Source organism: Nocardia niwae NBRC 108934 = DSM 45340, from assembly GCF_001613465.1.
Classification (GTDB): domain Bacteria; phylum Actinomycetota; class Actinomycetes; order Mycobacteriales; family Mycobacteriaceae; genus Nocardia; species Nocardia niwae.
The window spans coordinates 1-25803 of sequence record NZ_BDCK01000055.1 but is presented as its reverse complement, the minus strand read 5'-3'; the positions used below and the strand labels follow the sequence as shown (position 1 = coordinate 25803).

The following is a 25803-nucleotide window of genomic DNA, read 5'->3' as shown; positions in this document are numbered from 1 at the left end:
GCGCGATGATGTCAACGGTTGCTCTCAAACGTTCCTGGGCGCAGGATCTCGATACCGCGACGCTCTACCAGCTGTTGAAACTTCGCGTCGAAGTCTTCGTCGTCGAGCAGAAGTGCGCGTATCCCGAACTGGACGGGAAGGATCTGCTTCCCGAGACGCGGCACTTCTGGCTCGATGACGAGGGCGAGGTCATCGCCACACTGCGGCTGTGCGAGGAGCACCACGACGGTGTGAAGAGTTTCCGCATCGGGAGGCTCTGCACCGCGGCGCCCGCCCGCGGGCACGGATACACCACGCGCCTGCTGCAGGCGGCGCTGGCCGAGGTCGGCTCGGCGACGGTACGTCTGAGCGCCCAGAGCTACCTGATCGACCTGTACACCAAGCACGGCTTCAAGGTCGACGGCGAAGAATTCGACGAGGACGGCGTCGCGAACGTGCCGATGCGCAGGGGAGGGGAGTAGCAGCCTCCGTGCCGCCACTTCGCGCCCGCTCCGGAAATCTCCGGGGCGGGCGCCGCGTTTTCGGCCCCCCGTCGCATCGGTTCTGAATCGAAGGGCACTGTCGGGTCGATGAGGCCGCGCCCTTAGAGTTGGGGCGTGTCCGTGTCCCATGCCGAAACAGTGCCGACGTCCGACCAGCACAGCCGAACGCTTTCCGGTTCGGACGGTGAGGCGGGCTTCCCCTTCTCGGCGGTGGTCGGGCAGGAACGGCTGCAGCTGGCGCTGATCCTGTGCGCGGTGCATCCCGGCATCGGCGGCGTGCTGGTGCGTGGTGAGAAGGGCACCGCGAAGTCGACCGTGGTGCGCGCGCTGGCGCAGTTGCTGCCGCCGGTGGTGGACGAGACCGGGGCGCGGCCCGCCCGCTTGGTAGAGCTGCCGGTGGGCGCGACCGAGGACCGCGTGGTCGGCTCGCTGGATCTGGAGCGCGTGCTGCGAGACGGGGAGCAGGCGTTCCGCCCCGGTCTGCTGGCCGCCGCCCATCACGGCGTGCTGTACGTCGACGAGGTCAACCTGTTGCACGACCATCTGGTGGACGTGCTGCTGGACGCCGCGGCGATGGGCCGGGTGCACATCGAGCGCGACGGTGTGTCGCACTCGCATCCGGCGCGTTTCGTGCTGGTGGGCACCATGAATCCGGAGGAAGGCGAGCTGCGTCCGCAACTGCTGGACCGGTTCGGGCTGACCGTGGATGTGGCCGCATCCCGGGACGTGGACGTCCGCATGGCGGTGGTGCGCCGCAGGCTGGACTACGAGGCCGACCCGGACACATTCGCCGCGCGGTACGCCGCGGCGGACCACGAGATGGCCGAGAAGATCCTGGCCGCGCGCGACCGGCTGGGCCGGGTGACGCTCGACGACGTGGAACTGCGCCGGATCGCCGCGCTGTGCGCCTCCTTCGACGTCGACGGGATGCGTGCCGACCTGGTCGTGGCGCGCACGGCGACGGCCCACGCCGCCTGGCGCGGGGGCGACGCGGTCACCGAGGACGACGTGCGGGTGGCCGCCGAACTGGCGCTGCCGCACCGGCGCAGGCGCGATCCGTTCGACGAGCCCGGCATCAGCGAACAACAGCTCGACGACGCCATGCGCGATGCCGCCGACCAGGCGCGACGCGAGGAGGAGACGTCCACGCCCAGCGGCGCGTCCGAGCCGGACGGCGCGCCACGGGACGCCGGGGAGCCGGACAATGCTTCCGGCGACGACACCGACGGCCCTGACGACCCGTCGCCGCCCGACGGTCCGGGCAGCGGCCATGCGCCGGAAGGCCGCAGTGGCGCACCGGTTTCCGCCGGTGCGCGGACACCGCGCTGGGAGGTGCCCGGCGTCGGCGAAGGCGCTCCGGGACGCCGCTCGCGCGCGGAATCACGGCACGGCCGGGTGGTGCGCTCCAGCACCGATACCTCCTCGGGCCTGCACCTGCTCGGCACGGTGTTCGCGGCCGCCCCGCATCAGCGGTCCCGCGGACGCGGCGACGGGCCGTTGTTGCTGTCCGCCGACGATCTCCGTGGGGCGTATCGCGAAGGGCGGGAGGGCAATCTGATCGTCTTCGTCGTCGACGCGTCCGGTTCGATGGCCGCCCGCGACCGATTGTCCGCCGTCACCGGCGCGGTGGTCGCGTTGCTGCGTGACGCCTATCAGCGCCGGGACAAGGTCGCCGTGGTCACCGTGCGAGGCGCGGAAGCCGAGCTCGTGCTGCCGCCCACCTCGTCGGTCGACATCGCTGTGCGCAGGCTGGCCGGCATGCGCACGGGCGGGAAGACGCCGCTGGCCGCGGGCCTGTTGAAGGCCCGTGAGGTCGTGCTCCGGGAGCGCGTGCGCGATCCGCGTCGCAGGCCGATGCTGGTGCTGCTCACCGACGGTCGCGCCACGGGCGGCGTCGACCCGGTTCCCCGCGCCCGTGCTGCCGCCCGTCTGCTCGCCGGAGAGGCGGTCGCCTCGATCGTGGTCGACTGCGAACGCGGCATGATCCGGCTCGGGCTCGCCGCGGATCTGGCGCGCGACCTGCGCGGGGGATATCTCCGATTGACCGAGCTGACCGGCGATTCGGTCGCCGACGTCGTTCGCGCCGGTTCCGGAGGCCCGAGCGGAACGTCGGTGTGGGCGGCGTGACTTCGGTGTGTCGGGTCCAGGCCGTCGCGTCGGCGGCGCGCTCGGCCCGGCCGGTGGAGAGCACGCGTCGAACGGGATGTCGGCAGGGGCCGAGCACGGCGATCACCGGCGTTCCCGGCGCGGACGCGGTGTAGTGATCCGAGGACCAGCAAGGAGATTCGATGCCCAAGGGTGTTCCGGAGACCGTTCCCGACGACGGGCTGACCACGCGGCAGCGGCGCAACCAGCCGGTGCTCGCGGTGCACACCGGGCCGGGCAAGGGTAAGTCGACGGCCGCGTTCGGGATGGCGCTGCGGGCCTGGAACCAGGGTTTCGACGTGGCGGTGTTCCAATTCGTCAAGAGCGCGAAGTGGAAGGTCGGGGAGGAAGCCGCCTTCCGCGCCCTCGGCGCGCTGCACGAACAGACCGGCGCGGGCGGCTCGGTCGAATGGCACAAAATGGGCGAGGGCTGGTCCTGGACCCGAAAACAGGGCACCGAGCAGGACCACGCCGCGGCCGCGCTGGCCGGCTGGCAGGAGATCGCCCGCCGCCTGCGGGCCGAACAGCACCGTTTCTACGTACTCGACGAGTTCACCTACCCGCTCAAATGGGGCTGGGTCGACCTGGCGGAAGTCGTCGACACCCTCCGCAACCGCCCAGGCAACCAGCACGTCGTCATCACCGGCCGAGACGCCCCCCAACCCCTCCTGGACGCCGCCGACCTCGTCACCGAAATGACCAAACTCAAACACCCCATGGACGCCGGCCGCAAAGGCCAACGAGGCATCGAATGGTGATCGCCGCGAGTGGCACATCCGTGCGGCGAATCGCGAGAGGCCCGCACAAGGGTGTGCCACTCGCGCAGCGGAGGCGGGGATGAGGGCCGTGGTGGTGGCCGCGCCGGCGTCGGGGAGTGGGAAGACGACGGTGGCTACGGGGTTGGTGGGGGCGTTGCGGCGGGTGGGACATCGGGTGGCGCCGTTCAAGGTGGGGCCCGATTACATCGATCCGGGATATCACGGGCTGGCCGCGGGGCGGCCGGGGAGAAATCTGGATCCGGTGCTGGTAGGGACGGAGCGGGTGCTGCCGCTGTTCCGGCACGGTGCGCAGGGGTGCGACCTCGCTGTGGTCGAGGGTGTGATGGGGTTGTTCGACGGCCGGATCGATGACGACCACTCCGGTCCGGTGGCGGAGGGGTCGACGGCGCAGGTGGCGGCTCTGCTGGGAGCGCCGGTGGTGCTCGTGGTGGACGCCCGGGGGCACAGCCAGAGCCTGGCGGCGCTGCTGCACGGATTCGCCACCTTCGACAGCGGAGTCCGGCTGGGAGGCGTGATCCTCAACCGGGTCGGCAGCGAACGGCACGACCAGGTGCTGCGCGCCGCCTGCGATCGCGTCGGGTTGCCGGTGCTCGGCTCGCTGCCGCGGCTGGCGGACCTCGAGGTCCCGTCCCGGCATCTCGGGCTGATCCCCGCGGTGGAACACGGTGCGGCCGCGACGGCGGCGGTAGCGGCGATGACCGAGCTCGTCGCCGCGCATGTGGACCTGCACGCCATCGCGGCACTCGCACGCGCGTCGGTCAACGGACCGGCGTGGGATCCGGCCGCGGCCGTGCGTGGGCTCGAAGGGCTGTCCGCCACGACATCCCTCGATGGAGCCGCCATCTCGCGGGCGACGGCGTCTGCGGAGGGAGCCGGACCCCGGGAGCCGTCGACGTTTCGTGGGGGAGTCGCCGGGGGCGCCGCTGATCGGGAGGGGCCTTGGATCGCGGTTGCCGGGGGCCCGGCGTTCACGTTCGGTTATGCCGAGCACCGTGAGCTGCTGGTGGCCGCGGGGGCGCGGGTGGTCGTGTTCGATCCGCTGCACGACGAATTGCCTGATGGAACAACGGGATTGGTGTTGCCGGGTGGTTTCCCCGAGGAACATGCCGCGGAGCTGGCCGCCAATTCCGGCCTGTTGCGCGCGGTGGCCGAAGCCGCCCGGCACGGGATGCCGGTGCACGCCGAATGCGCCGGGCTGCTGTATCTGACCCGTTCGCTGGACGGGCATCCGATGGCCGGGGTGGTGGAGGCCGACGCCGCGTTCGGGCCGCGCCTGACCCTCGGTTACCGGGACGCCGTCGCGCTGGCCGACTCGCCGCTGTGGCGGGCCGGGGAACGGGTTCGCGGTCACGAATTCCACCGCACGGGCCTGGTGTCCGCGCCGTCACGGACTCCGGCGTGGGGCTGGCTCGGGAGCGCGGGAGAGCGCGTCCGGGAGGGTGCGCTGAGCGGCAATGTGCACGCCTCCTACCTGCACACCCATCCGGCCGGGAATCCGGAGGCGGTGCGGCGATTCGTCACGGCGGCAGAGCGGTTCGCGAGTTGCCGTGCTCTCGGCTGAGGTCGTCGTCGGCATCGGCCTGCGACCGCGCACCTCGGCGCGCGTGATCCGCGAGGCACTGCGCGAAGGGGTGGGCGAGCACCGGATCGCATGCCTGGCCACCATCACGCAGCGTTCCGCCGAACCAGGACTACGGGCCGTCGCCGCCGAACTCCAGGTGCCGCTTCGGTCCTATTCCGCTGACGAACTGTCGGCCGTCGCCGTCCCCAACCCGAGAGACCGGACACAGGCGGCCCTCGGCACGGCAAGCGTCGCGGAGGCGGCGGCGTTGCTCGCCACCGGGGGTGGGCCGCTGGTGCTGCCCAAGCGCGTCGTGCACGGCGTGGTGCTCGCGGCCGCGCGGTGCGGGCCGCATCCGATCGTGTGAGCGGCGATCACCGGCGGACGCGGTTCGTCGACGTGATGGCGCGGGTGACCGCGCACGGTCGCTTCGGTCCGGGCGGTTGGTTCAGGGTGCCACCGAGCCCCAGTCGGCGAAGCCGGTGGGGTCGTGGCGGCCGATGCTGGCGTGTTCGAACAGGCCCCAGCCCTCGGCATCGCCGCAGCGCGCCCGGGCGACGTGGTCGATCACGCCGTACGGGGTGCGGGCGACGATGGCCGGGTCGGTGAGGTCGTAGCGGCTCGAGGACGACCAGTCGCGGCCCTTCCACTGACCGTGCTGCCAGTCGGGATCGCCGCCGTAGCCGCAGCCGACGTGCAGCGGGACGCCGATGCCCGGCGTGATCTCGATCTCCAGGGGCTTGCCGTCCGGCGTGGTCAGCTCGAGTCGCGCGCCGACGGGGATCCTTGTGCCGGAACGGTAATCGACGGAGATCCGGGGCCAGCCGAGTTGCTCGGTGCGTCCGTCTGGCCAGATCCGGGTCGCGTCGTTGAGCGTGCGCCTGCCGTCCGGTTCCTCCTGCACGATGACCACGACGGCGAAATCCTCGAAGCGCAGCGGCACGTACAGCCACCAGAACCCGCCCGCGGGCTCGGAGGCCGCGCGGCCGGGCGGCTCGGTCTCGCCGACCGGGCGGATGCCCCACGAGCGGTCCCTGGTCCCGGTCCACACCGCCGGGTCGACCGCGATGTCCTCGCCGTCCACCCGCAGCGTCCCCGCCCACGAGCCGACCTGCGCGAACCGCGACGCGTCGATGATCGGCCGGTTGCCCGTGAGGATGACATGCGGTTGCTCCTGCACGGCGGGGAAGGCGCCGGTCCAGGTGAGGTCGAAGCCGAGGTCGTCGTGGTCGCAGACCACCCGGATGCGCCGCAGCGGCTCCAGCACCTCGACGCGGTATCCGCCGACGCGCTGGTCGAGGCTCCGATCGCCGAGCGCGTCGGAGAAGCGCACGGCGCGCACCGTGTCGCCGCGCCGCACGGCGGCGTAGGCGTCGGTCACCCCGAGGTTGGGGTACACGCCGAAACCGGTGATGAGGAACGTGCCGCCGTCGCGGTCGTGGGCGTTGAAGTAGCTGCGGTCGTAGAAGTTGCGGTCGCTGGAAGCCACGCGCGCCAGCGACAGCGGGGTCTGGTGGATGGGGTATTCGTCCAAAGGCACAGGCATGGTCAGTCCCATTCGTAGGTTCCGTCGAGCAGCGCTTCCAGGCTTGCCCGGTGCATGACGTAGTCGTCGCGATCCGGCGTGTCGGTGTCCTCGCCGAAATGGATCATCCTGCGCTTGATCCGGGCCATCACGATCGCGTGCCGCAGCGCGGCGTAGACGATGTAGAAGTCGAGGTCGCGCACCGTATGACCGGTCAGTGTTTCGTAGGTCGACACCACGTCGTCGCGGCGCAGGAAATCGGGGAGGCCGGGCTGGCCGAAACGGGTGGCCAGATCCTGGAAGAACCGGTGGATGAAGATCACCCAGCCCAGGTCGAGTTCGCGCGGCGCCAGCGCGGCCATCTCCCAGTCCAGCACCGCCACCGGGTCGAAGTCGCGGTAGATGATGTTGCCGGGCCGGGCGTCGCCCCAGCTCAGCACGTCCGGACCCGGGTCGGTGGGCCAGTGCTCGTCCAGCCACGCGAAACTTCGTTCGATCAGAGGGATCTCGAAGCCGTCGTCCGCGAGCGCCCAGCGGTACCACGAGCGCTGGGCATCGACGTGCCTGCGCAGTGAATCGCCGGGTCCGTCCAGCATCGGGAAGTGTGCCGCGGGCTCGGGAATGCCGTGGATCTTGGCGATCACCTCGACGGTGTTGCGTGTGAGCCGCAGACGTTCGGCGGGGCCGGCGTCGAACAGCCAGCCGACGAACACGTACGGCGGATTGTCGGTCGGTACCCGTCCGTCGACGCGGCGCATCACGAAGAACGGTGCGCCCAGCGGCTTTTCGTCGTTCTCCAGCCAGCACAGGCCCGGCACGGGCACGTCGGTCGCCGCGGCCACCCCCGCCATCACCTGGTATTGGGTGGCCAGGTCGTAGGTCTCGAAGACGGGGAACGACCCGGCCTCGGGCGCCATCCGCGCGACGAACGACCCGCGCTCCGTTCCTCCCGCGGCGCGCCACTCGGCGTCGAACAGGATCGATGTGCTGGACATGCCCCCGGACTGCGGACGCGACAGATCGGAGATCCGCGGCAGTTCGTCCGACTCGACCTTCGTCTGCAGCCAGCGCGCCAGGTCCCCCGCGAGCGTGTCGAGGTCGCGTTCGCTGACGGTCAGCTGCTGTCGCTGTGCCGGGTCCGGATCGTCGGTCATCATGTCCTCCTGACACGTGCGGCCCGGATGCCCCGCTCGGGTGCGCCGGGATACGCGACTGTAACGCGTTCTAGTTATCGGCGGGCCGGAACCGAGCACGAATCCGGCCGGGCCTCGGCGCCGGGGGTGGGGCAGGCACGTAGGCCGGAAGAAGGACCCGAAAGTCCAGGGTTTTCCCGGAGGTCATCCCATGACCTGGTCGGATACCTTCGGCTCGCGGAAGTGTCGGTCGGCGAGGAGGGCGATGTGAGTACCGTCGAGACGGATGTCGTGGCGCCTGGTGTCGGCGAGGTGGCGGCCGCCGGCGAGCGGCCATGGAGCCTGCCCGCCCGGATCGCGTTCCGCTTCGTCTTCGCCTACTTCGGTCTGTTCTGTGTGCTGTTCGCGCAGATCCTTTTCGTGTTCACCGGCGTCGCGAGCAGATGGCTGCCGGAGAGCGCGATCCTGTGGCAGATGCGAGCGACGAGCCCGCTGGTCGGCTGGGTCGGCGACCACGTCTTCGGCGTGGAGGCCGTCTTGCACGAGGACTCCGGCAGCGGCGACCAAGCCGCCATCTGGCTGCTGATCTTCTGCGAACTCGTCGCGGCGGTGCTGATCACGCTCGTCTGGTCGATTCTCGATCGACGCCGCCGGGAGTACACGAGACTGCGCAGCTGGTTCGTATTGTTCGTCCGGCTGTGCCTGGGCGGGCAGATGCTCTTCTACGGCCTGGCCAAGGCGATTCCGTCGCAGATGCCGTCGCCGTCGCTCGCCGCGCTCCTGCAACCGTACGGGACGATGAGCCCGGCGTCGGTGCTCTGGAACCAGGTGGGCGCCGCGCCCGTGTACGAAATCCTGCTCGGTACGGCCGAAGTGCTCGGCGGTCTGCTGTTGTTCCTGCCCCGCACCGCGACGGCGGGCGCGCTGCTCAGCCTGGTGAGCATGGCGCAGGTCTTCGTGCTGAACATGACCTACGACGTACCGGTGAAGATCCTCTCGTTCCACCTGCTGCTGCTCGCACTGGTGGTACTGGCCCCGCAGGCCGGTCGGTTGGCGAATGTGCTGGTGCTGGAACGCCCGTCCGAACCGGCCACACAGCCCCCGCTGTTCGGCTCCCGCCGCGCGAATCGGATCGCGGCGGCGGTGCAAGTGGCGCTCGGACTGTGGGTACTCGTGGGTGGCGTGCACATCGGCTGGCAATCCTGGCGCGAGTCGGGTGACGGCGCGCCGAAACCTCCGCTGTACGGCATCTGGACCGTCGGCGAGTTCACCAGGGACGGCCATCCCGCGCCGCCGCTGATCACCGACGAGGGCCGCTGGCGCCGGCTGGTCGTCGATCGCGGGCACACGACCGTGCAGCGGATGGACGACTCGTTCCTGCCCGTCGTGGCAGTGGTCGACGAGGCCGCGCACACCCTGGTGCTGTCTGCGGCGCCGCCGTCGCCGGACGCTCAGCCCGCACCTCTGGGCGCCTTCGCCTTCACCCGGCCCGCCACGGACACCTTGCGGCTGACCGGTGAGCTGAACGGGACACCCGTGACGATATCGCTCGATCGGATGGACCTGAACTCCTTCCCGCTGCGCAGCCGGGGCTTCCATTTCGTGCAGGAGTACCCGTACTTCCGCTGACCCGAGTTGCGGCGGCCGTGCGCGATCGCGCCGAAACGTACTACGGCCACGGCACTTTTCGATACCTTCGGTCTGCCACAACTCGGACTGGAAGGACCGCCGTGACCGAAGCGATCCTCGACCGGACGGAAGCCGCGGACGCGCAGGGCGCCGGTATCCGTCCCTGGCGCGCGGCGACCCGGGTGGCGTTCCGCTTCGGTTTCCTGTACTTCGGGCTGTTCTGCCTGGTGTACCCGGCGATCGTCCCCGAGTTTCTCGGACTGACGCGTGAATGGCTGCCGGACTGGGTGAACTCCGGCGCGGCCCGCGCGCTGCGCCCCCTGGTCGAGTGGTCCGGTACGCGGGTGTTCGGCACCTCCGTCGCGGCGAACACGTCGTCGATCAGCGGCGACCAGGCCTACTTCTGGGTGCTGGTGTTCGTCCTGCTCGTGGCCGCGCTGCTCGGAACGGTGATTTGGAGCGTGCTGGATCGGGATCGTCCGCACTACCGGGCCGTGCAGCCGTGGTTTCTGCTGTTCGTGCGGGTGTGCCTGGCCGGGCAGATGATCGCCTACGGCATGGCGAAGGCCATCCCCACCCAGATGCCGCCGACGCCGCTGAGCCGGTTGCTCGAGCCCTACGGGAATTTCAGTCCGATGGCGGTGCTGTGGAATCACATCGGCGTGTCGCCGCAATACGAAATCCTGCTGGGCTGTGCGGAACTGCTCGGCGGCGTGCTGCTGTTCGTACCGCGCACCGCGCTGGTGGGCGCGATGCTGAGCCTGGTGTGCACGACTCAGGTGTTCGTGCTGGACATGACCTACGACGTGCCCGCGAAGATCCTCTCGTTCCACCTGATGCTGCTGTGCCTGGTGCTGCTCGCGCCGGAGGCGGGGCGTCTGGTGAACGTGCTCGTGCTGAACCGGCCGACCGGACCGTCCACGACGCCTCCGCTGCTGGGCACGCCGCGGGCGAACCGGATCGCGGCCGCGGCGCAGATCGCGCTCGGGGTGTGGCTGGTGTTCTCGAACGCGTACACCGGCTGGGAAAGGTGGACCGAGCAAGGCGCGGGGCGACCGGAACCTCCCTTGTACGGCATCTGGGCGGTCACCGAATTCAGCGTGGACGGCAAACCGCTACCACCGCTGACCACCGACCAATTACGGTGGCAACGGGTTGTTTTCGACCGCGACGGTGCTTCCGTGCAGCGAATGGACGGCCAGTTGGTTCCGGTGCTCGCCCTGGTCGATCCCGACGCGCGCACGCTGGTCATGGTCGCGCCACCGGCAGCCGTTGGCTCGCAGCCACAACCCTTGGGCAATTTCGGATTCGACCGGCCGGGACCCGAGCGGCTGACTTTGTCGGGCGCGCTCGCCGGACAGCCGGTCTCGATCGCGCTGACCTCGGTCGCCCTCGACGACTTCCCGCTGCGCAGCCGCGGATTCCACTGGGTGCAGGAGTATCCGTACTTCCGCTGAGCAGGCGGCTCAGGCCTCGAGATCGTCGGCGGACCCGATGTCCTCGTGCCACAGCGCGGGATGCTCGGCGATGAACCGGGTCATCAGATCGATGCACCGCCGGTCCTCGAGGACGGTGACCGCGACGCCGTGCCCGGCGAGCCACTTGTGGCCGCCGGAGAAGGTCTGCGACTCCCCGACCACCACCGCGCCGATGCCGAACTGGCGGACCAGGCCGCTGCAGTACCAGCAGGGCGAGAGTGTGGTGACCATGATGGTGCCGCGGTAGTCGCGCCGCCGTCCCGCCGCGCGGAAGGCGTCGGTCTCGGCATGCATGCTGGGGTCGCCGGACTGCACCCGGCGGTTGCGCCCGCGCCCGAGCAGCGTGCCGCCAGCGTCGAACAGCGCGGCGCCGATCGGGATCCCGCCTTCGGCGAGTCCACGCAGCGCCTCGTCGTAGGCCACGTCGAGCAGTCGTTGCGGTCTGAGCTGCTTCATCGGTCCGCCTTTCCGAGCGACTCCTCCGCAACCTACCGCCGCGTGCTGCCGGATCGCTCGTAACCGCTGGTCACAGTTGCGGGCCGGGCGGTGGCCCTGGCCCGTCGCCCCGCTCCGCCCAGCACCGCTCGGGGCCCGGCTGCGGCGCATGGTGCCGTTCGGCTGCGCCACGCCGATGCGCGAGGGCCGGGCGTGCCGGTCGATTGCCGGTGCCGGACGGTCACGCCGTAGGCTCGAAACTTGTGCCGAACACGTCAGACGCAACGCAAGACCAGCCCACCGGCGACCCGAACTACCTGGTCGGGCTCGATCTGCACGGACGGCGTGTCGTCGTGGTCGGCGGTGGGTCGGTGGCGCAGCGCCGACTGGGACTGCTGATCGCCTCCGGCGCGGACGTCCACGTGGTCAGCCGCGCCGTCACGCCCGCGGTCGAGGGGATGGCGACCTCCGGGCAGATCACCGTCACGCTGCGCGACTACGCCGACGGTGACCTCGACGGCGCGTGGTACGCGATCGCGTGCACCGACGAGCCCGAGACCAACGCGGCGGTGGTCGCCGAGGCGACCCGGCGGCGGATCTTCTGCGTGCGAGCCGACACCGCTCGGCTGGGCACCGCGGTCACCCCGGCCACCGCGCGCTACGACGGGCTGACGCTCGGCGTGCTGGCGAGCGGGCAGCACCGGCGTTCGGCGGCCGTGCGCAACGCATTGCTGGAGGCCCTGCAATCCGGTGTGGTGAGCGACGACTCGACGCCGATCGCGCCCGGCGTCGCCCTGGTCGGCGGCGGGCCGGGCGACCCCGACCTGATCACCGTGCGCGGGCGGCGGCTGCTGGCCAGGGCGGATCTGGTGGTCGCCGACCGGCTCGCGCCGCCGGAGCTGCTCGCCGAACTCGGGCCGGAGGTCGAGGTGGTCGACGCCGCCAAGATCCCCTACGGGCGGGCGATGGCGCAGGAAGCGATCAACAACGCGCTGATCGACGGCGCAAAGGCGGGCAAGTTCGTGGTGCGGCTCAAGGGCGGTGACCCGTACGTGTTCGGACGCGGCTACGAGGAACTCGAGGCCTGTGTGGCCGCCGGGGTTCCGGTCACGGTGGTGCCCGGCGTCACCAGCCCGATCTCGGTGCCCGCGGCCGCAGGCATCCCGGTGACCCACCGCGGCGTCACCCACGAATTCGTGGTGGTGAGCGGGCACGTCGCGCCGGACCATCCGGATTCGCTGGTGGACTGGCCCGCGCTGGCCCGCCTTCGCGGCACCCTGGTGTTGATGATGGCGGTGGAGCGGATCGAGCAGTTCGCCACCGCGCTGCTGGAGGGCGGTCGCCCGGCGGGCACACCCGCCACCGTCATCCAGGAAGGCACGCTGCGCACCCAGCGTGTGCTGCGCGCCGATCTCGGCACCGTGGCCGCCCGGGTGCGGGCCGAAGGCATCCGCCCGCCCGCCATCGTGGTGATCGGCCCGACCGCCGGATTCTCCGCGGACGCGAGCGTCCCGCGCGCCGACTCCGCGGCGGGCTAGCGTTCGCCGCCCACGCCGTACCGGAGTGCGGCTCGATACAGGGAAGCAGGGACTGTGCCTCATCGCATCGAGCCGGACCAGTCCGTGATCCGCGTCGTCGATGACCGGCGGGATCGCCGGGACCGCTGCCCGTCGTGGGGCCGTCCGGGTCGGTGGGCGGACAAATACGGCAGCGGCATCAATTACAGTGACTCACTGTGCTTCGGAACCCCGCTGCGACGATGCAGTATCCAGTGACGCAGCGGGCCTTCGGGCTCGCGATCCTAGTGCTGAGCGGATTGCAGCTCATGGTCGTGCTCGACGGCACGGTCGTGATCTTCGCGCTGCCGCGACTGCAAGAGGAGATGGGGTTGTCCAGCGCGGGCAGCGCGTGGACGGTGACCTCGTACGGGCTCACCTTCGCGGGCCTGATGCTGCTCGGCGGCCGGCTCGGCGACGCCTTCGGCCGCAAGCGCATGCTTGTCGTCGGCGTCGCGGTGTTCACGCTGGCCTCGCTGTTGTGCGGGCTCGCGCAGAACCAGGCCATGCTGCTCGCGGCGCGGGCCTTCCAGGGCGCGGGCGCGGCGGTCGCGGCACCCACCGCGTTCGCGCTGGTGGCGACGACCTTCGCGCCGGGTAAGGCGCGCAACCAGGCAATCGCGATCGTCGGCTCGATGGTCGGCATCGGCTCCGTCGGCGGGCTCGTGGTCGGCGGCGCGCTGACCCAGCTGTCGTGGCGGTGGATCTTTCTGATCAACGTCCCGATCGGCGCGCTGATCATCCTCGGCGCGGCCTACAAGCTCGCCGACACCGAACACCACCGTTCGGCTCTCGACATTCCCGGCGCGGTGCTCGGCACCATCGCCTGCGCGTCGATCGTGTTCGGCGCCACCGAGGGCCCCGAGCTCGGCTGGGGCCACCCGGCGATCATCGGCTCGCTGATCGCGGGCGTGGTGCTGCTGATCGTCTTCGTGGCGCTGGAACGGCGGGTGGACGACCCGCTGTTGCCGTGGTCGCTGTTCGACAGCCGCGACCGCGTCGCCACCTTCCTGCTGATCTTCCTGGCCGGTGGCGTGCTGGGCGCGATGACCTTCTTCGTCGCCCAGTTCATGCAGAACGTCATCGGATACGGTCCGCTCAAGGCGGGTGTCGCGGCGATTCCGTTCACCGTCGGCATCGGCATCGGCGGCGCGGTGGCCTCCAAGGCCGCGCTGTACGTCGCGCCGCGCTGGCTGCTCGCGGGCGCTTCGGTGGTGCTCGGCGTGGGACTGCTGTTCGGTTCGACCCTCGACGGCGAAGTGCTGTACTTCGCGACACTGCTGCCACTGCTCGTGGTGATCGGTTTGGGCGTCGGCATCGCCATGGTGCTCGCACCGCTGTGTGTGCTGGTCGGTGTGCCACCGGCCAATATCGGCCCGCTGGCCGCGGTCGGGCAGATGTTCATGAACCTGGCCACGCCGGTGGCCATCGGTCTGCTCACCCCGATCGCCGCCTCCCGCACCCTGTCGCTCGGCGGCCGCACCGAGAAGGTGGCCGGGATGACGTCGGCGGAGATCGCCGCGCTGGGCGACGGCTACACCCTGGTGTTGTTCGTCTGCGCCCTCATCGCGTTCGCGGCCGGATTGGTCGCCCTCACGCTGCGCTTCACCCCGCAACAACTGGCCATGGCCCAGCACGCTCAGGAAGAAGCGCAGCAAAGCGCTGTTTGATCCGGCGTGGTGACCGCCCCCGTGGGCGGCGCCGTCAGAAGCGGCCCGCCACGCGGCGGGGTGTGACGCGCACGATGATGCGCGGGCCGTCGTTGACCGAGGCGGGGTTGAAGTCCACGTACTTCTGTCCGGTGTACTTCGCCGACAGTTCGTCGGGCAGGGTCTTGTCCGGGTCGGGCGTGAGGGTCGCGCTGCCCCGGATCTCCGCGTAGACGTAGGGGTTGTCCGGCGGGTTGATCAGCACGGTGATGCGCGGGTCACGCGCCAGGTTCTTGCCCTGCTGGCGATCGGTCGTGGTGGAGAAGAGCAGGTCGTTGCCGTCGCGCTTCAACCAGATCACGGTCAGGTGCGGCTGCCCGTTGGGGCCGATCGTGGCCGCGGTGGCGAACACCTTCTCCTCGTCGAGATACTTCTTCAGGTCAGCGGAAAGCTCTGCGGTATCGGTCACCTTCGGGCGAACAAGCGGCCACGGCAAGGCATTCCCGTCGGCGTGGCGCCCGCGTGCGCCGAAGGCCGCCGGTCAGACGGTGTGCCGGTCGGCCACCGTGACCGCTTGGTCGAGGATCGCCCTCGCATCACTTCGCCGGGGCCTACTTGTTCCGCGGGAAGCCGAGGTTCAGTCCGCCGTGGCTGGGATCGAGCCACCGCGTGGTGACCGCCTTGGTGCGGGTGAAGAACCGCACACCGTCGGCGCCGTGCGCGTGCGCGTCGCCGAACAGCGAGTTCTTCCAGCCGCCGAAGCTGTAATAGGACATCGGCACCGGGATCGGCACGTTGATGCCGACCATGCCGACCTCGACCTCGTTGTGGAAGCGGCGAGCGGCGCCGCCGTCGTTGGTGAACAGGGCAGTGCCGTTGCCGTACGGATTGGCGTTGATCAGCGCCAGCGCGTCGTCGTAGGTGTCGACGCGCACCACCGACAGCACGGGTCCGAAGATCTCATCGGTGTAGACGCTCATGTCGGTGCTGACCTGGTCCAGAATCGTCGGCCCGAGCCAGAAGCCGTCGGCCGCACCGTCCGCTTCGACGCCCCGGCCGTCGAGAACCACAGTGGCTCCGGCGGATTCACCCGCCGCGATGTAGTCCGCGACTCGGTCGCGGTGCGCCCGGGTGACCAGCGGACCCATGTCCGCACCGCGAGTTCCGTCACCGGTCTCGATGGTCGCGGCCCGTTCGGCGATCTTGCCGACCAGCTCGTCGGCCGCCCCGCCCACCGCGACCACCACGCTGATCGCCATGCACCGCTCGCCCGCCGAGCCGAATCCGGCGTTCACCGCGGCGTCGGCGGCCAGGTCCAGGTCCGCGTCCGGGAGCACCACCATGTGGTTCTTCGCGCCGCCGAGCGCCTGCACCCGCTTGCCCGCGCCGGTGCCGCGCTGGTAGACGTACCGGGCGATCGGCGTCGAGCCGACGAACGAGACGGCCTTGACGCCCGGGTTGTCCAGCAGCTCGTCGACCGCGACCTTGTCGCCCTGCACCACGGTGAAGACGCCCGCGGGCAGTTCGGCTTCGGCCCACAGCCGCGCCAGCCACAGTGACGGGGACGGGTCCTTCTCGCTCGGTTTGAGCACCACCGTGTTGCCCGCGGCGATGGCGAGCGGGAAGAACCACATCGGCACCATCGCGGGGAAGTTGAACGGCGAGATGACGGCGACCGGGCCGAGCGGCTGGCGGATGGAGAAGATGTCGACCTTGGTGGAGGCGTTCTCGGTATAGCCGCCCTGCAGCAGATGTGGAATGCCGCAGGCGAACTCGACGACTTCCAGGCCGCGGCTCACCTCCCCGGTCGCGTCCGCGAGCACCTTGCCGTGTTCGGCGGTGATCAGCCGGGCCAGCTCCTCTTTGCGCTCGTTCAGCAGCTCACGGAAGCGGAACAGGATCTGGGTGCGCCGGGTCAGCGAGGTGTCCCGCCACGCCGGGAAGGCCTTCGCGGCGGAATCGATCGCCGCGCGGGTGTCGGCGGCGTTCGCCAGCGCGACCCGACCGGTCACCGCGCCGGTCGCCGGGTTGGTCACCGGTGCGGTCGTCTCGCCGGTGCCGGCGAAGTCCTTGCCGTCGAGCCAGTGCGCGATGGTCTGCATGTCTCCTCGATTCGATCGGTGAGCATCGGCGGTGCCGCCGCTCGCGGCCGGGGCGAGAACGCGGCTCGACTACCACTGTCCGGCATACACCCTTCACCATGCGCCGGCGATTCGGACGAAATCTCCGGCGCATCACGTTCCGTCGGCGAACCCCGCACCTTCCTGCACAGCACGCTGTCGATCCGTGATCCGACGGCGGGCCGAAGGTGATTCCGGTCGCCACCGCCTCGCCGCTCGCCCACGGATCCGTGAGACTCGCGCCATGACGGTGGAGGAACGCGTGCCGGCTCGCTGGATCGAGCTCTCGGGGAGCGATCCGGCGCGGTGGGTTCGGATCATGCTGTCGGTCATCGCCCGTACGCGCCGACCTCGATGCCGAACTCGCCGCGCTCTCCGGTGACCGGCCGGACCGACTCAGGTGATGATCAGAAGCTCGGTGGGCGAGGCGATCTCGGCTCGCAACCCGGCCTTGGCCGCCACCCGCGCGACGCCCCGCACGTCGGCCGGTTCCGCTCTGGTGAGCACGAGGGCACGCGCCAGCAAGCCCTTGTGGTGCTTGTTGAAATGGCTCACCACCGTGCGTGACCCGTCCGGATGCTCGGTGAGCACGTTGGCGGTGATCGCGCCGGGCACCCGCCCGAGCTGCTGATAGGTGCCCGAACGCAGGTCGACGACGAGTTCGCCGCCCGCCTCGGTGAGCAGCGCGGTGGCCAGCTCGTCGCGCCACACCGCCGACAGGGTCGGTAGCCCGGGTAATTTCGAGCCGCCGGACAGGCGGTAGGCGGGAATCGGGTCATCGGCGCGGACCGCGCCGAACAGGGCGGAGCCGATGCCGAGCCGGGCGTACGCCTTGGCGCGCTGCGCCTTGGTGAACGAGCGCGCGTCGAGCGCGTCGTAGAGGACGCCGGTATAGCGCTCCAGCGCGGGACGGGTCGGCGAGGTGCGCAGCGCGGCGTTGCGCGCGATCTCGCCGTCGGCCCCCTTGCCGAGACCCAGCGCGGCGCGGGAGCCTTCCGGGTCGGCCGCCAACCGCACCACTTCCTCGATCAGCCGGGTGCGCACGGCCGTGAGCTGCGGCATCGACAAGGAGTCCAGCGCGAGCGGCGCCCCAGCGCCGCCATCGGACTTGGTTTCGGAAGGAGGCAGCAGCACCAGCACGAACGAATACGGTAATGCGCTGGGACCGGCGTCCGGCCAGCGACTACCCTGTGCTTCCGTGATCACCCGCCTCTCCCGCCTGTTCCTGCGAACACTCCGCGACGATCCCGCCGACGCGGAGGTGCCCAGCCACAAACTCTTGGTCCGTGCCGGCTACGTGCGCCGCGTCGCCCCGGGTGTCTACTCGTGGCTGCCGCTGGGCTTGCGCGTGCTGCGCAAGGTCGAGGACGTGGTGCGTGCGGAGATGGACGCGATCGGCGCCCAGGAGATCTCGCTACCCGCGCTGTTGCCGCGCGAACCGTACGAGACCACCAACCGGTGGACCGAGTACGGCGACGGCCTGTTCCGGCTGCGCGACCGCAAGGGCGGGGACTACCTGCTCGGCCCCACCCACGAGGAGCTCTTCGCGCTCACCGTGAAGGGCGAGTACAGCTCCTACAAGGACCTGCCGGTCACGCTGTACCAGATCCAGACCAAGTACCGCGACGAGGAGCGCCCCCGCGCGGGCATTCTGCGCGGGCGAGAGTTCGTCATGAAGGACTCCTACTCCTTCGACCTGGACGAGGACGGCCTCAAGGCCAGCTATCACGCGCACCGCCAGGCATACCAGCGCATCTTCGACCGGCTGCGGGTCAAGTACGTCATCGTGGCCGCCACCTCGGGCGCGATGGGCGGCAGCGCGTCGGAGGAGTTCCTGGCCGACAGCCCGGTCGGTGAGGACACCTACGTGCGCTGCCCGGAATCCGGCTACGCGGCCAATGTGGAGGCGGTGGTCACGCCCGCGCCCGAACCGCTGCCGATCGAAGGGCAGCCCGAGGCCGTGGTGCACGACACCCCGGACACCCCCACCATCGCGACGCTGGTGGACTGGGCCAACGGCGCCGGTATCGGCGAGCGCTACGGCCGCCCGGTCACCGCGGCCGACACCTTGAAGAACGTCATGGTCAAACTGCGCCACCCGGACGGGAAGAGCGAGATCGTCGGCATCGGCGTCCCCGGCGACCGCGAGGTCGACGACAAGCGCCTCGGCGCCTCGGTCGAACCGGCCGAGGTGGAATTGCTCACCGAAGCGGACTTCGCCGAGAACCCGTTCCTGGTCAAGGGGTACATCGGCCCGAAGGCGCTGCAGGCCAACGGTGTTCGCTACCTGGTCGATCCCCGCGTCGGCACCGGCACCAGCTGGATCACCGGCGCCGACGAACCGGGCAAGCACGTCGTCGGGCTGGTCGCGGGCCGCGACTTCACTCCGGACGGGACCATCGAGGCCGCCGAGGTCCGCGACGGCGACCCCTCGCCCGACGGACGGGGCACGCTGGTGGCGGCGCGCGGCATCGAGATCGGCCACATCTTCCAGCTCGGCAACAAGTACACCGACGCGTTCGAGGTCGACGTGCTCGGCGAGAACGGCAAGCCGGTGCGGCTGACCATGGGCTCCTACGGCATCGGCGTCTCGCGCATGGTCGCGGTCATCGCCGAGCAGCAGCACGACGACAAGGGCCTGCGCTGGCCCGCCGCGGTCGCGCCGTACGACGTGCACGTCGTCATCGCGAACAAGGACGACGCGGCCCGCGCGGGCGCCGAAGAAGTGGTGTCCGGCCTGCACGCCCAGGGCCTGGACGTGCTGTTCGACGACCGCACCGCCTCGCCGGGGGTGAAGTTCAAGGACGCCGAGCTGCTCGGCATGCCGTTGGTGCTGGTGATCGGCCGCGGCTGGGCCGAGGGCAAGGTCGAACTGCGCGACCGCTTCACCGGCGAGACCGAGGAACTCCCCGCCGCGTCCGCGGTGGAAACGGTCGTGGCCAAAGTCCGCGGCTGACCCGATGTCGAACGGCCCCCGGCATGATCCCGCCGGGGGCCGTTCGCTGTTCACGCCGAGCCCGCCGGTGGCGCCGCCCCGCCGGGCGGACCCGGCTACCTACGCCACCGTAACCTGAATTCGCAGGTCGCAGATCCACCGACCTCGTCCACGCTGCTGTTACCCGCTGGTAAGTTAACCGGCATGACAAACACCGACGCGCGGTTGTTCAACCCGGCCACCTATGACCCGCAGCAGTTCGACGCCGAGACGCGGCGCCTGTTGCGCGCCACGATCGAGTGGTTCGAGGGCCGGGGCAAGCAGCGTCTGCTCGCCGACGACGCGAACGCGGTGTGGACGGCCGACTTCCTGGACTTCGTGAAGAAGGAGAAGCTGTTCGCCACCTTCCTGACGCCCGCCGCGTACGCCGACGGTGATCCGGACCGCCGCTGGGACGCCGCGCGCAATGCCGCGCTGTCGGAGATCTTCGGCTTCTACGGTCTGGCGTACTGGTACGCCGAGCAGGTGACCATCCTCGGGCTCGGCCCGATCTGGCAGAGCGACAACGAGGCGGCCAAGAAGCGCGCGGCCGCCGATCTGGCCGACGGCGAGGTGATGGCGTTCGGTCTGTCCGAGCAGACCCACGGCGCCGACATCTACAACACCGACCTGGTGCTGACCCCGACCGAGCCGGGTAGCGCGGACGCCGAGGCGGGAATCCTCTTCCGCGCCAACGGCGAGAAGTACTACATCGGCAACGGCAACGTCGCCAGCATGGTGTCGGTGTTCTCCCGGCGCGCCGACCTCGAGGGCGCCGACGCCTATGTCTGGTTCGCCGCCGACTCGCGCCACGAGAACTACCGTCTGCTCGGCAACGTCGTGCACCAGCAGATGTACGTGAGCACCTTCCGGCTGGAGAACTACCCGGTGCGCGCCGAGGACATCCTGCACGCCGGGCCCGAGGCCTTCTCGGCGGCGCTGAACACCGTGAACGTGGGCAAGTTCAACCTCTGCCACGGCGGCATCGGCATGGTCGAGCACTCCTTCTACGAGGCGATCACCCACGCGAACAACCGTGTTCTCTACGGCAATCCGGTCACCGATTTCCCGCACGTGCGGGCGAATTTCGTCGACGCCTACGCGCGCATCGTCGCGATGAAACTGTTCAGCGACCGCGCGATCGACTACTTCCGCAGCGCGAGCCTGGAGGACCGCCGGTACCTGCTGTTCAACCCGATGACGAAGTCCAAGGTCACCTCCGAGGGCGAGACCGTCATGACGTTGCTGCTGGATGTGCTGGCTGCCAAGGGATTCGAGAAGAACACCTACTTCGCCGAGGTGCAACGGCTGATCAGCACGCTGCCCCGGCTGGAGGGCACGGTGCACGTGAACGTCGGGCAGATCCTGAAGTTCATGCCGAACTACCTGTTCGACCCGCAGCAGTACCCGGAGATCGGGACCCGGCAGGACGCGGCCGACGACGAGTTCTTCTGGCGCCAGGGCCCGGCGCGCGGGGCGGGCAAAGTCCGCTTCGCCGACTGGACCCCGGTCTACGACAAGCACGCCGACATCCCCAACGTGGGCCGGTTCTACCAGCAGGCGCAGGCGCTGCGCACGCTGCTGACCACGGCGGCGCCGGACGCCGCGCAGCAGAAGGATCTGGACTTCATGCTGACCATCGGCCACCTGTTCTCCCTGGTGGTCTACGGCCAGCTGATCCTGGAGCAGGCCGCGATCACCGGCCTGGATCGGGACCTGATCGACCAGATCTTCGACTTCCAGATCCGCGATTTCAACGCCTACGCCACCGCCCTCTACGGCAAGCCGTCGGCTACCCCCGACCAGCAGGGCTGGGCCGCGTCCGCGCTGCGGCCACCGGTCGCGGATCGTCCGCGCTTCGACCGGGTGTGGGCCGAGGTGGCGTCCTACGACGGCGCCTACGAGATGCGGCCGTAGGTCTCGTCGAGCCGGCGGCGGCCGCGCGAATGCCGGACCGCCGTCGGCTCGGATACTCCTGCGGCGCTGCGGGCCATCGCATCGAGCGGTCGCCGGGTCAGGCCTTGCCCGGGAACGCGACGGTGGGCGGGTTCGCGCCGAGGATCGACTGCCAGGTGGCCAGCCGGACGGCGGCATCGGTGAGCGCGTCGACACCGCTGCGCCGGATGGCCATGGACGCACCCCGCTCGACCACCGATCGCCAGGCGACGGCGGTGTCGGACTCCACCGCCACCGCCAGCCGGGCGGCCGAGATGGGATCGGTCACGGCGAACGGCACGATATAGGCCGCGTCGGACGGCGGCGCCGTCGCGCCGCTCAAGGCGAGGGCGTCCACGGTGGTGTCGCGCCGGGCCCGATGGGCTGCGGTGTGCTCGGCGACCAGTCTCGCGCGCTCCGGCGAGGCGTAAGCGGCGATCACCCCGTAGGCGTACACCGCGCCGTATTCGGCGTTCAGCGCGGCGACGAGCGCCTCGCGTTCGTCCTCGGTCATGTCAGCAACACCCCTGCCTGCACCGCGCAGGCCGCGCTGATCGAGGCGAGCAGACCGGCCCGGTATCCGGACAGGGCGCGCGCGAGTTCGGCCGCGGATTTCTGCGAGGCGGCCAGTTGCGTACGCAACGTGTCGACGGTCGGCGGCGTGGTGGGCGGCACGGCGCTGCCGGACGCCGCGGCCGACGGGCCCGACGCGTTCGCGCGGGTGCGGTGCACGGGTTTGGTGCCGTCGGCGTAAACGCCGATCACGCGGTCGATCTCGGTGCGCAAGGCGTCGGCGTGCGCGGTGCGCTCGGTCGCGATCGCCGTCAGCGCGGCGTGCCGGTCGGGGGCGACGGCGATGGCGGCGGTGGCCGCCGCGGCGTCGGCGCGGGCCGCGACCTCTTGCGCGGCAAGCGGATCCGGTTCGTAGACCACGTCGTCGCCGGTGCAGCCCGCCAGGGCGCCGAAGGCGAACATGCCGACCGTTCCGCCGCCCGCGAGACGGAGCGCGCTGCGACGGTCGAGGGCGGAGGGCATGCCGGTGAAGCGCCCGGCACGCGGCGGGGCGGGAAGGCGGATGGGCACGGCACCATCGTGCCAGATCCGCGCGGCGCCACCGGACCAGCGTCGGTCGTGGCATGCGCAGTCCTCGACCACTGGTCCTTTACACTCTCGTGGCGCGTTACGCTAGACCTTCGGTAGAGAATTTTCCCACCGCGTCACAACTGAACCAGGAGCCGCCCCACATGCCGATGCCGACCGAGGAAAGGGTGAGCCAGCTCGTAGCTGGTCTCGTCGAACGCCGAGGATTCGACCTCGAGGGCGTCGAAATCTCGACGGCGGGCACGCGCGTGGACGCGCAGGCTCGGGTGCAGGTGACCGTGGATCGCGACACCTCCGATCTGGACGCGCTCGCCGGTCTGAGCACCGAGCTGTCGGCGCTGCTGGACGACGCGGGCGAGTTCGGCGAGACGCCCTACCTGCTGGAAGTGACGACACCCGGGATCGATCGCCCGCTGACCGCCGACCGCCACTGGCGGCGGGCGCAGGGCCGCAAGGTGCGCGTCACGCTGCGCGAAGGCGCGCAGCCGCCGGAGCGATCGACGACCTTCGAGGCCCGGGTCGGCGCGCTCACCGGTGATTCGGTGGCGCTCGTGCTCGGCGGTAAACGCGACCCGCACCGGGTGACCGTTCCGCTGGCCGACATCGCCACGGCCGTCGTCCAAGTCGAGTTCTCGCCACCCGGTGCGCGGGAACTGGAACTCGCCGGCGGAGTCGTTCCGGGGCGGCCCGCCCCGGGCCAGGAAGACGCGGTGGCGGTCGACGACCCCGCGCCGCCTCGAGGAACACCGAATGCACCATCCGAATCCGTAACAGCGTCCGATTCGCCGATCGAAGGGATCGTGGAATGAACATCGAAATCGAAGCCCTGCGCGCGATCGTCGCCGACAAGGGGATCTCGATCGAGACCGTGATCTCCGCGATCGAGTCGGCGCTGCTCACCGCGTACCGCCACACCGAGGGCCACCAGCCCACCGCGCGTATCGACATCAACCAGAAGACCGGCGTGGTCCGGGTGATGGCGCGCGAGCTGGACGCCGACGGCAACGTGATCTCCGAATGGGACGACACCCCGGAGGGATTCGGCCGGATCGCGGCGACCACCGCAAGGCAGGTCGTGCTGCAGCGGCTGCGCGACGCGGAGAACGAGAAGTCCTTCGGCGAGTTCTCCACCCACGAGGGCGACATCGTAGGCGGCGTAGTGCAGCGCGACGCGCGCGCCAACGCTCGCGGCACCGTCGTGGTGCGCATCGGCAGCGAATTGCACGGTACGGAGGGGCTGATCCCGCCCGCCGAGCAGGTGCCGGGTGAGACATACGAACACGGCGACCGGATCAAGTGTTACGTCGTCGGCGTCTCCCGGGGTCCGCGCGGGCCGCAGATCACCCTCTCGCGCACCCACCCGAACCTGGTGCGGCGCCTGTTCGCGCTGGAGGTGCCGGAGATCGCCGACGGCTCGGTGGAGATCGTCGCCGTGGCCAGGGAGGCGGGGCACCGATCCAAGATCGCCGTGCGCACCACCGTGCCCGGCGTGAACGCCAAGGGCGCCTGTATCGGCCCCATGGGGCAGCGCGTGCGCAACGTGATGAGCGAACTGGCCGGCGAGAAGATCGACATCATCGACTACGCCGAGGATCCGGCGGCGTTCGTCGGCAACGCGCTCTCGCCGTCGAAAGTGGTATCCGTCACCATCGTCGACGCCGAGGCCAGAGCGGCCCGCGTCGTGGTGCCCGATTTCCAGCTCTCCCTGGCCATCGGCAAGGAGGGGCAGAACGCCCGCCTGGCTGCGCGGTTGACCGGCTGGCGCATCGATATCCGCAGCGACGCCGCTCCCGGCGACCTGGGCGGATCCGTGCGGACGGAGGCGCATCGGAGTTGACCGGAGCCCGCCCGCGGAGTGCTCGGGATGACAGGTTCGTAACTTCCGCGGGGGAGGGGTTCGGCGTTCCGAGCGTGGCAGCGGTAGAGTGGTCCAAGGTTCAGTCCGAGCCTTCGGTTCCAATGCCCGACCGCACGACCGAGCAGCACCCGGCGCAGCAGCGCCGAGCGGCTCCCGTGCGGACGTGTATCGGGTGCCGGAAGCGCGAACTGGCCGTCGATCTGTTGCGGATCGTGGCTCGGGACCGTGAGACCGGAGACGGCTCCCACGTCCTCGAGATCGTTCCCGATCCGCGGCGCAGACTTCCCGGACGGGGTGCCTGGCTGCACCCCCTTTCGGCTTGTCTGCTCGCTGCAGAGCGGCGCCGAGCGATCGGCAGAGCACTACGAGTGTCCGGACATCTGGATATCTCAGCCCTGGAGCATTACCTCGAGAACAGGCACGAGCACTCATGAGCACACCGTGAAGTACCAACGATGAACGTCCATCGGAGATAACCCGAGGTCGTGCGGGCCGCCGTCCCCAGAACGGTGGAACTGCTCGACCTCTCAGTGAGGAGAGCAGTGGCAGGCAAGGCCCGCGTGCACGAGTTGGCAAAAGAACTCGGTGTCACGAGCAAGGAACTACTCGCAACGCTCAAGGAGCAGGGCGAGTTCGTGAAGTCGGCGTCCTCGACGGTGGAAGCTCCCGTCGCGCGCCGGCTGCGTGAGTCGTTCGCGGCGAAATCCGCCCCGTCCAACGGCAACAAGCCGGGTGCACGCCCCGGACCGTCCGGCCGTCCGGCCCCCAAGCCCGCGGGCGGTGGCCCGCGTCCCGGTCCCCGTCCTCCGGCGCCCACTCCGGCGCCCACCGCGCAGGAAACCGTCGCTCCCGCGGCGCGCACCGGCGAATCCCCGGCCGTGAAGCCGGGTCCCGCCGCGCGTCCGGGACCGGCCCCGGCGCCCAAGCCCGCTGCCGCCCGGGAATCGATCACCCCGCAGGCCGCCGCGGCTTCGGGCCCGACCGCGAGTTCCGCACCCGCGCCCGCCGGTCCGCGGCCGACGCCGGGTGGCCCGCGTCCGGGCCAGCAGCAGCGTCCCGGCGCCCCCGCTCCCGGTGGCCAGCGCCCGGGTGGTACGGGTTCCGGCCCGCGCCCGGGACCGAAGACCCCGCGCGTCGGTAACAACCCCTACTCCTCGGCTCCCGAGCGTCCCGCGCCGCGTCCGGCCCCCGGCCAGGGCGGTCCGCGTCCCGGCCCGCAAGGCGGTCCGCGTCCCGGTCCGGCTCAGGGCGGTCCGCGTCCCGGTCCGGCTCAGGGCGGTCCCCGACCCGGTCCGGCCCAGGGTGGCCCCCGGCCGACGCCCGGCCAGGGCGGTCCCCGTCCCGGCGGTCCCCGGCCGAGCCCCGGCTCGATGCCGCCCCGTCCGAACCCGGGCGCGATGCCCTCGCGTGCGGCGCGTCCCGGCGGCGCCGGAGGCCCCGGCG

The 25803-nt window shown here is 70.5% G+C and carries 23 protein-coding genes; 15 read left to right on the top strand and 8 right to left on the bottom strand.

The annotated features are described in order from the left end of the window. The first annotated feature begins 5 nt into the window (after positions 1–5). The 5 genes from NNI01S_RS31250 (at position 6) to NNI01S_RS31230 (ending at position 5334) form a co-directional block, all read left to right on the top strand. Positions 6–461: a GNAT family N-acetyltransferase gene (locus NNI01S_RS31250; protein WP_063024848.1), complete on the top strand. Its 456-nt coding sequence runs from the start codon at positions 6–8 to the stop codon at positions 459–461. A gap of 159 nt (positions 462–620) precedes the next feature. Beyond that, complete coding sequence (locus tag NNI01S_RS31245; RefSeq protein ID WP_063024887.1) at positions 621–2609, top strand: magnesium chelatase subunit D family protein; 1989 nt, start codon at positions 621–623, stop codon at positions 2607–2609. A 161-nt stretch (positions 2610–2770) separates the two neighbouring features. Further along, positions 2771–3385 carry a cob(I)yrinic acid a,c-diamide adenosyltransferase gene (cobO, locus tag NNI01S_RS31240; protein WP_063024846.1) on the top strand — a complete coding sequence of 205 codons (615 nt, stop codon included), beginning with the start codon at positions 2771–2773 and terminating at the stop codon, positions 3383–3385. A 79-nt stretch (positions 3386–3464) separates the two neighbouring features. Continuing rightward, a complete protein-coding gene (locus NNI01S_RS31235) occupies positions 3465–4967 on the top strand; it encodes a cobyrinic acid a,c-diamide synthase CobB (protein ID WP_063024844.1) in 1503 nt (500 codons plus the stop codon). After that, the gene (locus NNI01S_RS31230) at positions 4954–5334 is read left to right on the top strand and encodes a cobalamin biosynthesis protein (RefSeq protein ID WP_063024842.1); all 381 of its coding nucleotides are present in this window, start codon (positions 4954–4956) and stop codon (positions 5332–5334) included. Before NNI01S_RS31235 ends, NNI01S_RS31230 begins: the two co-directional genes overlap by 14 nt. Positions 5335–5415: 81 nt before the next feature. Here NNI01S_RS31230 and NNI01S_RS31225 read toward each other — a convergent pair whose 3' ends face one another. Together NNI01S_RS31225 and NNI01S_RS31220 are read right to left on the bottom strand one after the other, a co-directional pair. Beyond that, positions 5416–6513 carry an Rv3169 family protein gene (locus NNI01S_RS31225; protein ID WP_063024883.1) on the bottom strand — a complete coding sequence of 366 codons (1098 nt, stop codon included), beginning with the start codon at positions 6511–6513 and terminating at the stop codon, positions 5416–5418. A 2-nt stretch (positions 6514–6515) separates the two neighbouring features. Then, entirely contained in the window at positions 6516–7646 is a 1131-nt protein-coding gene (locus NNI01S_RS31220; RefSeq protein WP_063024885.1) for a phosphotransferase family protein, read from the bottom strand. A gap of 246 nt (positions 7647–7892) precedes the next feature. On the opposite strand from NNI01S_RS31220, the gene NNI01S_RS31215 reads away from it, so the two are divergent. Continuing rightward, entirely contained in the window at positions 7893–9254 is a 1362-nt protein-coding gene (locus NNI01S_RS31215) for a DoxX family protein (RefSeq protein WP_369689713.1), read from the top strand. Between the two features lie 101 nt (positions 9255–9355). Then, positions 9356–10711 (top strand): DoxX family protein, encoded by a 1356-nt coding sequence (locus NNI01S_RS31210; protein WP_245676444.1) that lies wholly within the window; start codon positions 9356–9358, stop codon positions 10709–10711. A gap of 9 nt (positions 10712–10720) precedes the next feature. Here the strand turns inward: NNI01S_RS31210 and NNI01S_RS31205 are convergent, their stop codons facing one another. After that, positions 10721–11164, bottom strand: coding sequence for a nucleoside deaminase (locus NNI01S_RS31205; RefSeq protein WP_063024877.1), 444 nt, complete (start codon positions 11162–11164; stop codon positions 10721–10723). Positions 11165–11430: 266 nt separating this feature from the next. Here NNI01S_RS31205 and cobA point away from each other — a divergent pair, with 266 nt between their 5' ends. Together cobA and NNI01S_RS31195 are read left to right on the top strand one after the other, a co-directional pair. Then, entirely contained in the window at positions 11431–12705 is a 1275-nt protein-coding gene (gene cobA / locus NNI01S_RS31200) for a uroporphyrinogen-III C-methyltransferase (protein WP_063024840.1), read from the top strand. 221 nt (positions 12706–12926) lie between these two features. After that, a complete protein-coding gene (locus tag NNI01S_RS31195) occupies positions 12927–14393 on the top strand; it encodes an MFS transporter (RefSeq protein ID WP_063024838.1) in 1467 nt (488 codons plus the stop codon). Positions 14394–14427: 34 nt separating this feature from the next. Here NNI01S_RS31195 and NNI01S_RS31190 read toward each other — a convergent pair whose 3' ends face one another. The 3 genes from NNI01S_RS31190 to yaaA all read right to left on the bottom strand — a co-directional run bounded on the left by NNI01S_RS31190 (position 14428) and on the right by yaaA (position 17632). Beyond that, positions 14428–14841 carry a PPOX class F420-dependent oxidoreductase gene (locus NNI01S_RS31190; RefSeq protein WP_063024836.1) on the bottom strand — a complete coding sequence of 138 codons (414 nt, stop codon included), beginning with the start codon at positions 14839–14841 and terminating at the stop codon, positions 14428–14430. Between the two features lie 142 nt (positions 14842–14983). Beyond that, complete coding sequence (locus NNI01S_RS31185) at positions 14984–16474, bottom strand: CoA-acylating methylmalonate-semialdehyde dehydrogenase (protein ID WP_063024834.1); 1491 nt, start codon at positions 16472–16474, stop codon at positions 14984–14986. 414 nt (positions 16475–16888) lie between these two features. After that, a complete protein-coding gene (gene yaaA / locus NNI01S_RS31180) occupies positions 16889–17632 on the bottom strand; it encodes a peroxide stress protein YaaA (protein WP_063024832.1) in 744 nt (247 codons plus the stop codon). Between the two features lie 58 nt (positions 17633–17690). Here yaaA and NNI01S_RS31175 point away from each other — a divergent pair, with 58 nt between their 5' ends. Both NNI01S_RS31175 and NNI01S_RS31170 read left to right on the top strand, forming a co-directional pair. Next, complete coding sequence (locus tag NNI01S_RS31175) at positions 17691–19448, top strand: proline--tRNA ligase (protein ID WP_063024830.1); 1758 nt, start codon at positions 17691–17693, stop codon at positions 19446–19448. 183 nt (positions 19449–19631) lie between these two features. Continuing rightward, positions 19632–21383, top strand: coding sequence for an acyl-CoA dehydrogenase family protein (locus NNI01S_RS31170; protein WP_063024828.1), 1752 nt, complete (start codon positions 19632–19634; stop codon positions 21381–21383). A gap of 97 nt (positions 21384–21480) precedes the next feature. On the opposite strand, the gene NNI01S_RS31165 is transcribed toward NNI01S_RS31170, so the two are convergent. Both NNI01S_RS31165 and NNI01S_RS31160 read right to left on the bottom strand, forming a co-directional pair. Next, entirely contained in the window at positions 21481–21915 is a 435-nt protein-coding gene (locus tag NNI01S_RS31165) for a ferritin-like domain-containing protein (RefSeq protein ID WP_063024826.1), read from the bottom strand. Next, entirely contained in the window at positions 21912–22484 is a 573-nt protein-coding gene (locus NNI01S_RS31160) for a hypothetical protein (RefSeq protein ID WP_357811393.1), read from the bottom strand. The genes NNI01S_RS31165 and NNI01S_RS31160 overlap by 4 nt, the downstream gene beginning before the upstream one ends. A 161-nt stretch (positions 22485–22645) precedes the next feature. On the opposite strand from NNI01S_RS31160, the gene rimP reads away from it, so the two are divergent. From rimP to NNI01S_RS34080, 4 genes are all read left to right on the top strand, one after another. Beyond that, positions 22646–23311: a ribosome maturation factor RimP gene (gene rimP, locus NNI01S_RS31155; protein WP_063024824.1), complete on the top strand. Its 666-nt coding sequence runs from the start codon at positions 22646–22648 to the stop codon at positions 23309–23311. Beyond that, positions 23308–24339, top strand: coding sequence for a transcription termination factor NusA (nusA, locus tag NNI01S_RS31150; protein ID WP_063024822.1), 1032 nt, complete (start codon positions 23308–23310; stop codon positions 24337–24339). The genes rimP and nusA overlap by 4 nt, the downstream gene beginning before the upstream one ends. Positions 24340–24461: 122 nt before the next feature. After that, positions 24462–24794 (top strand): YlxR family protein, encoded by a 333-nt coding sequence (locus tag NNI01S_RS34085; protein ID WP_084489439.1) that lies wholly within the window; start codon positions 24462–24464, stop codon positions 24792–24794. Positions 24795–24902: 108 nt separating this feature from the next. Then, positions 24903–25803 (top strand): translation initiation factor IF-2 N-terminal domain-containing protein (locus NNI01S_RS34080; RefSeq protein WP_174554517.1); only part of this gene is annotated, 901 nt, incomplete at its 3' end.

What these genes read in the sequence shown, in the direction of transcription:
- nusA (WP_063024822.1), top strand. Translation starts at nt 23,308, where the DNA reads ATGAACATCGAAATCGAAGCCCTGCGCGCGATCGTCGCCGACAAGGGG.
- NNI01S_RS31220 (WP_063024885.1), bottom strand. Translation starts at nt 7,646, where the DNA reads ATGACCGACGATCCGGACCCGGCACAGCGACAGCAGCTGACCGTCAGC.
- NNI01S_RS31250 (WP_063024848.1), top strand. Translation starts at nt 6, where the DNA reads ATGATGTCAACGGTTGCTCTCAAACGTTCCTGGGCGCAGGATCTCGAT.
- cobO (WP_063024846.1), top strand. Translation starts at nt 2,771, where the DNA reads ATGCCCAAGGGTGTTCCGGAGACCGTTCCCGACGACGGGCTGACCACG.
- NNI01S_RS31185 (WP_063024834.1), bottom strand. Translation starts at nt 16,474, where the DNA reads ATGCAGACCATCGCGCACTGGCTCGACGGCAAGGACTTCGCCGGCACC.
- NNI01S_RS31170 (WP_063024828.1), top strand. Translation starts at nt 19,632, where the DNA reads ATGACAAACACCGACGCGCGGTTGTTCAACCCGGCCACCTATGACCCG.
- NNI01S_RS34085 (WP_084489439.1), top strand. Translation starts at nt 24,462, where the DNA reads ATGCCCGACCGCACGACCGAGCAGCACCCGGCGCAGCAGCGCCGAGCG.
- NNI01S_RS31225 (WP_063024883.1), bottom strand. Translation starts at nt 6,513, where the DNA reads ATGCCTGTGCCTTTGGACGAATACCCCATCCACCAGACCCCGCTGTCG.
- NNI01S_RS31235 (WP_063024844.1), top strand. Translation starts at nt 3,465, where the DNA reads ATGAGGGCCGTGGTGGTGGCCGCGCCGGCGTCGGGGAGTGGGAAGACG.
- NNI01S_RS31195 (WP_063024838.1), top strand. Translation starts at nt 12,927, where the DNA reads ATGCAGTATCCAGTGACGCAGCGGGCCTTCGGGCTCGCGATCCTAGTG.
- NNI01S_RS31165 (WP_063024826.1), bottom strand. Translation starts at nt 21,915, where the DNA reads ATGACCGAGGACGAACGCGAGGCGCTCGTCGCCGCGCTGAACGCCGAA.
- rimP (WP_063024824.1), top strand. Translation starts at nt 22,646, where the DNA reads ATGCCGATGCCGACCGAGGAAAGGGTGAGCCAGCTCGTAGCTGGTCTC.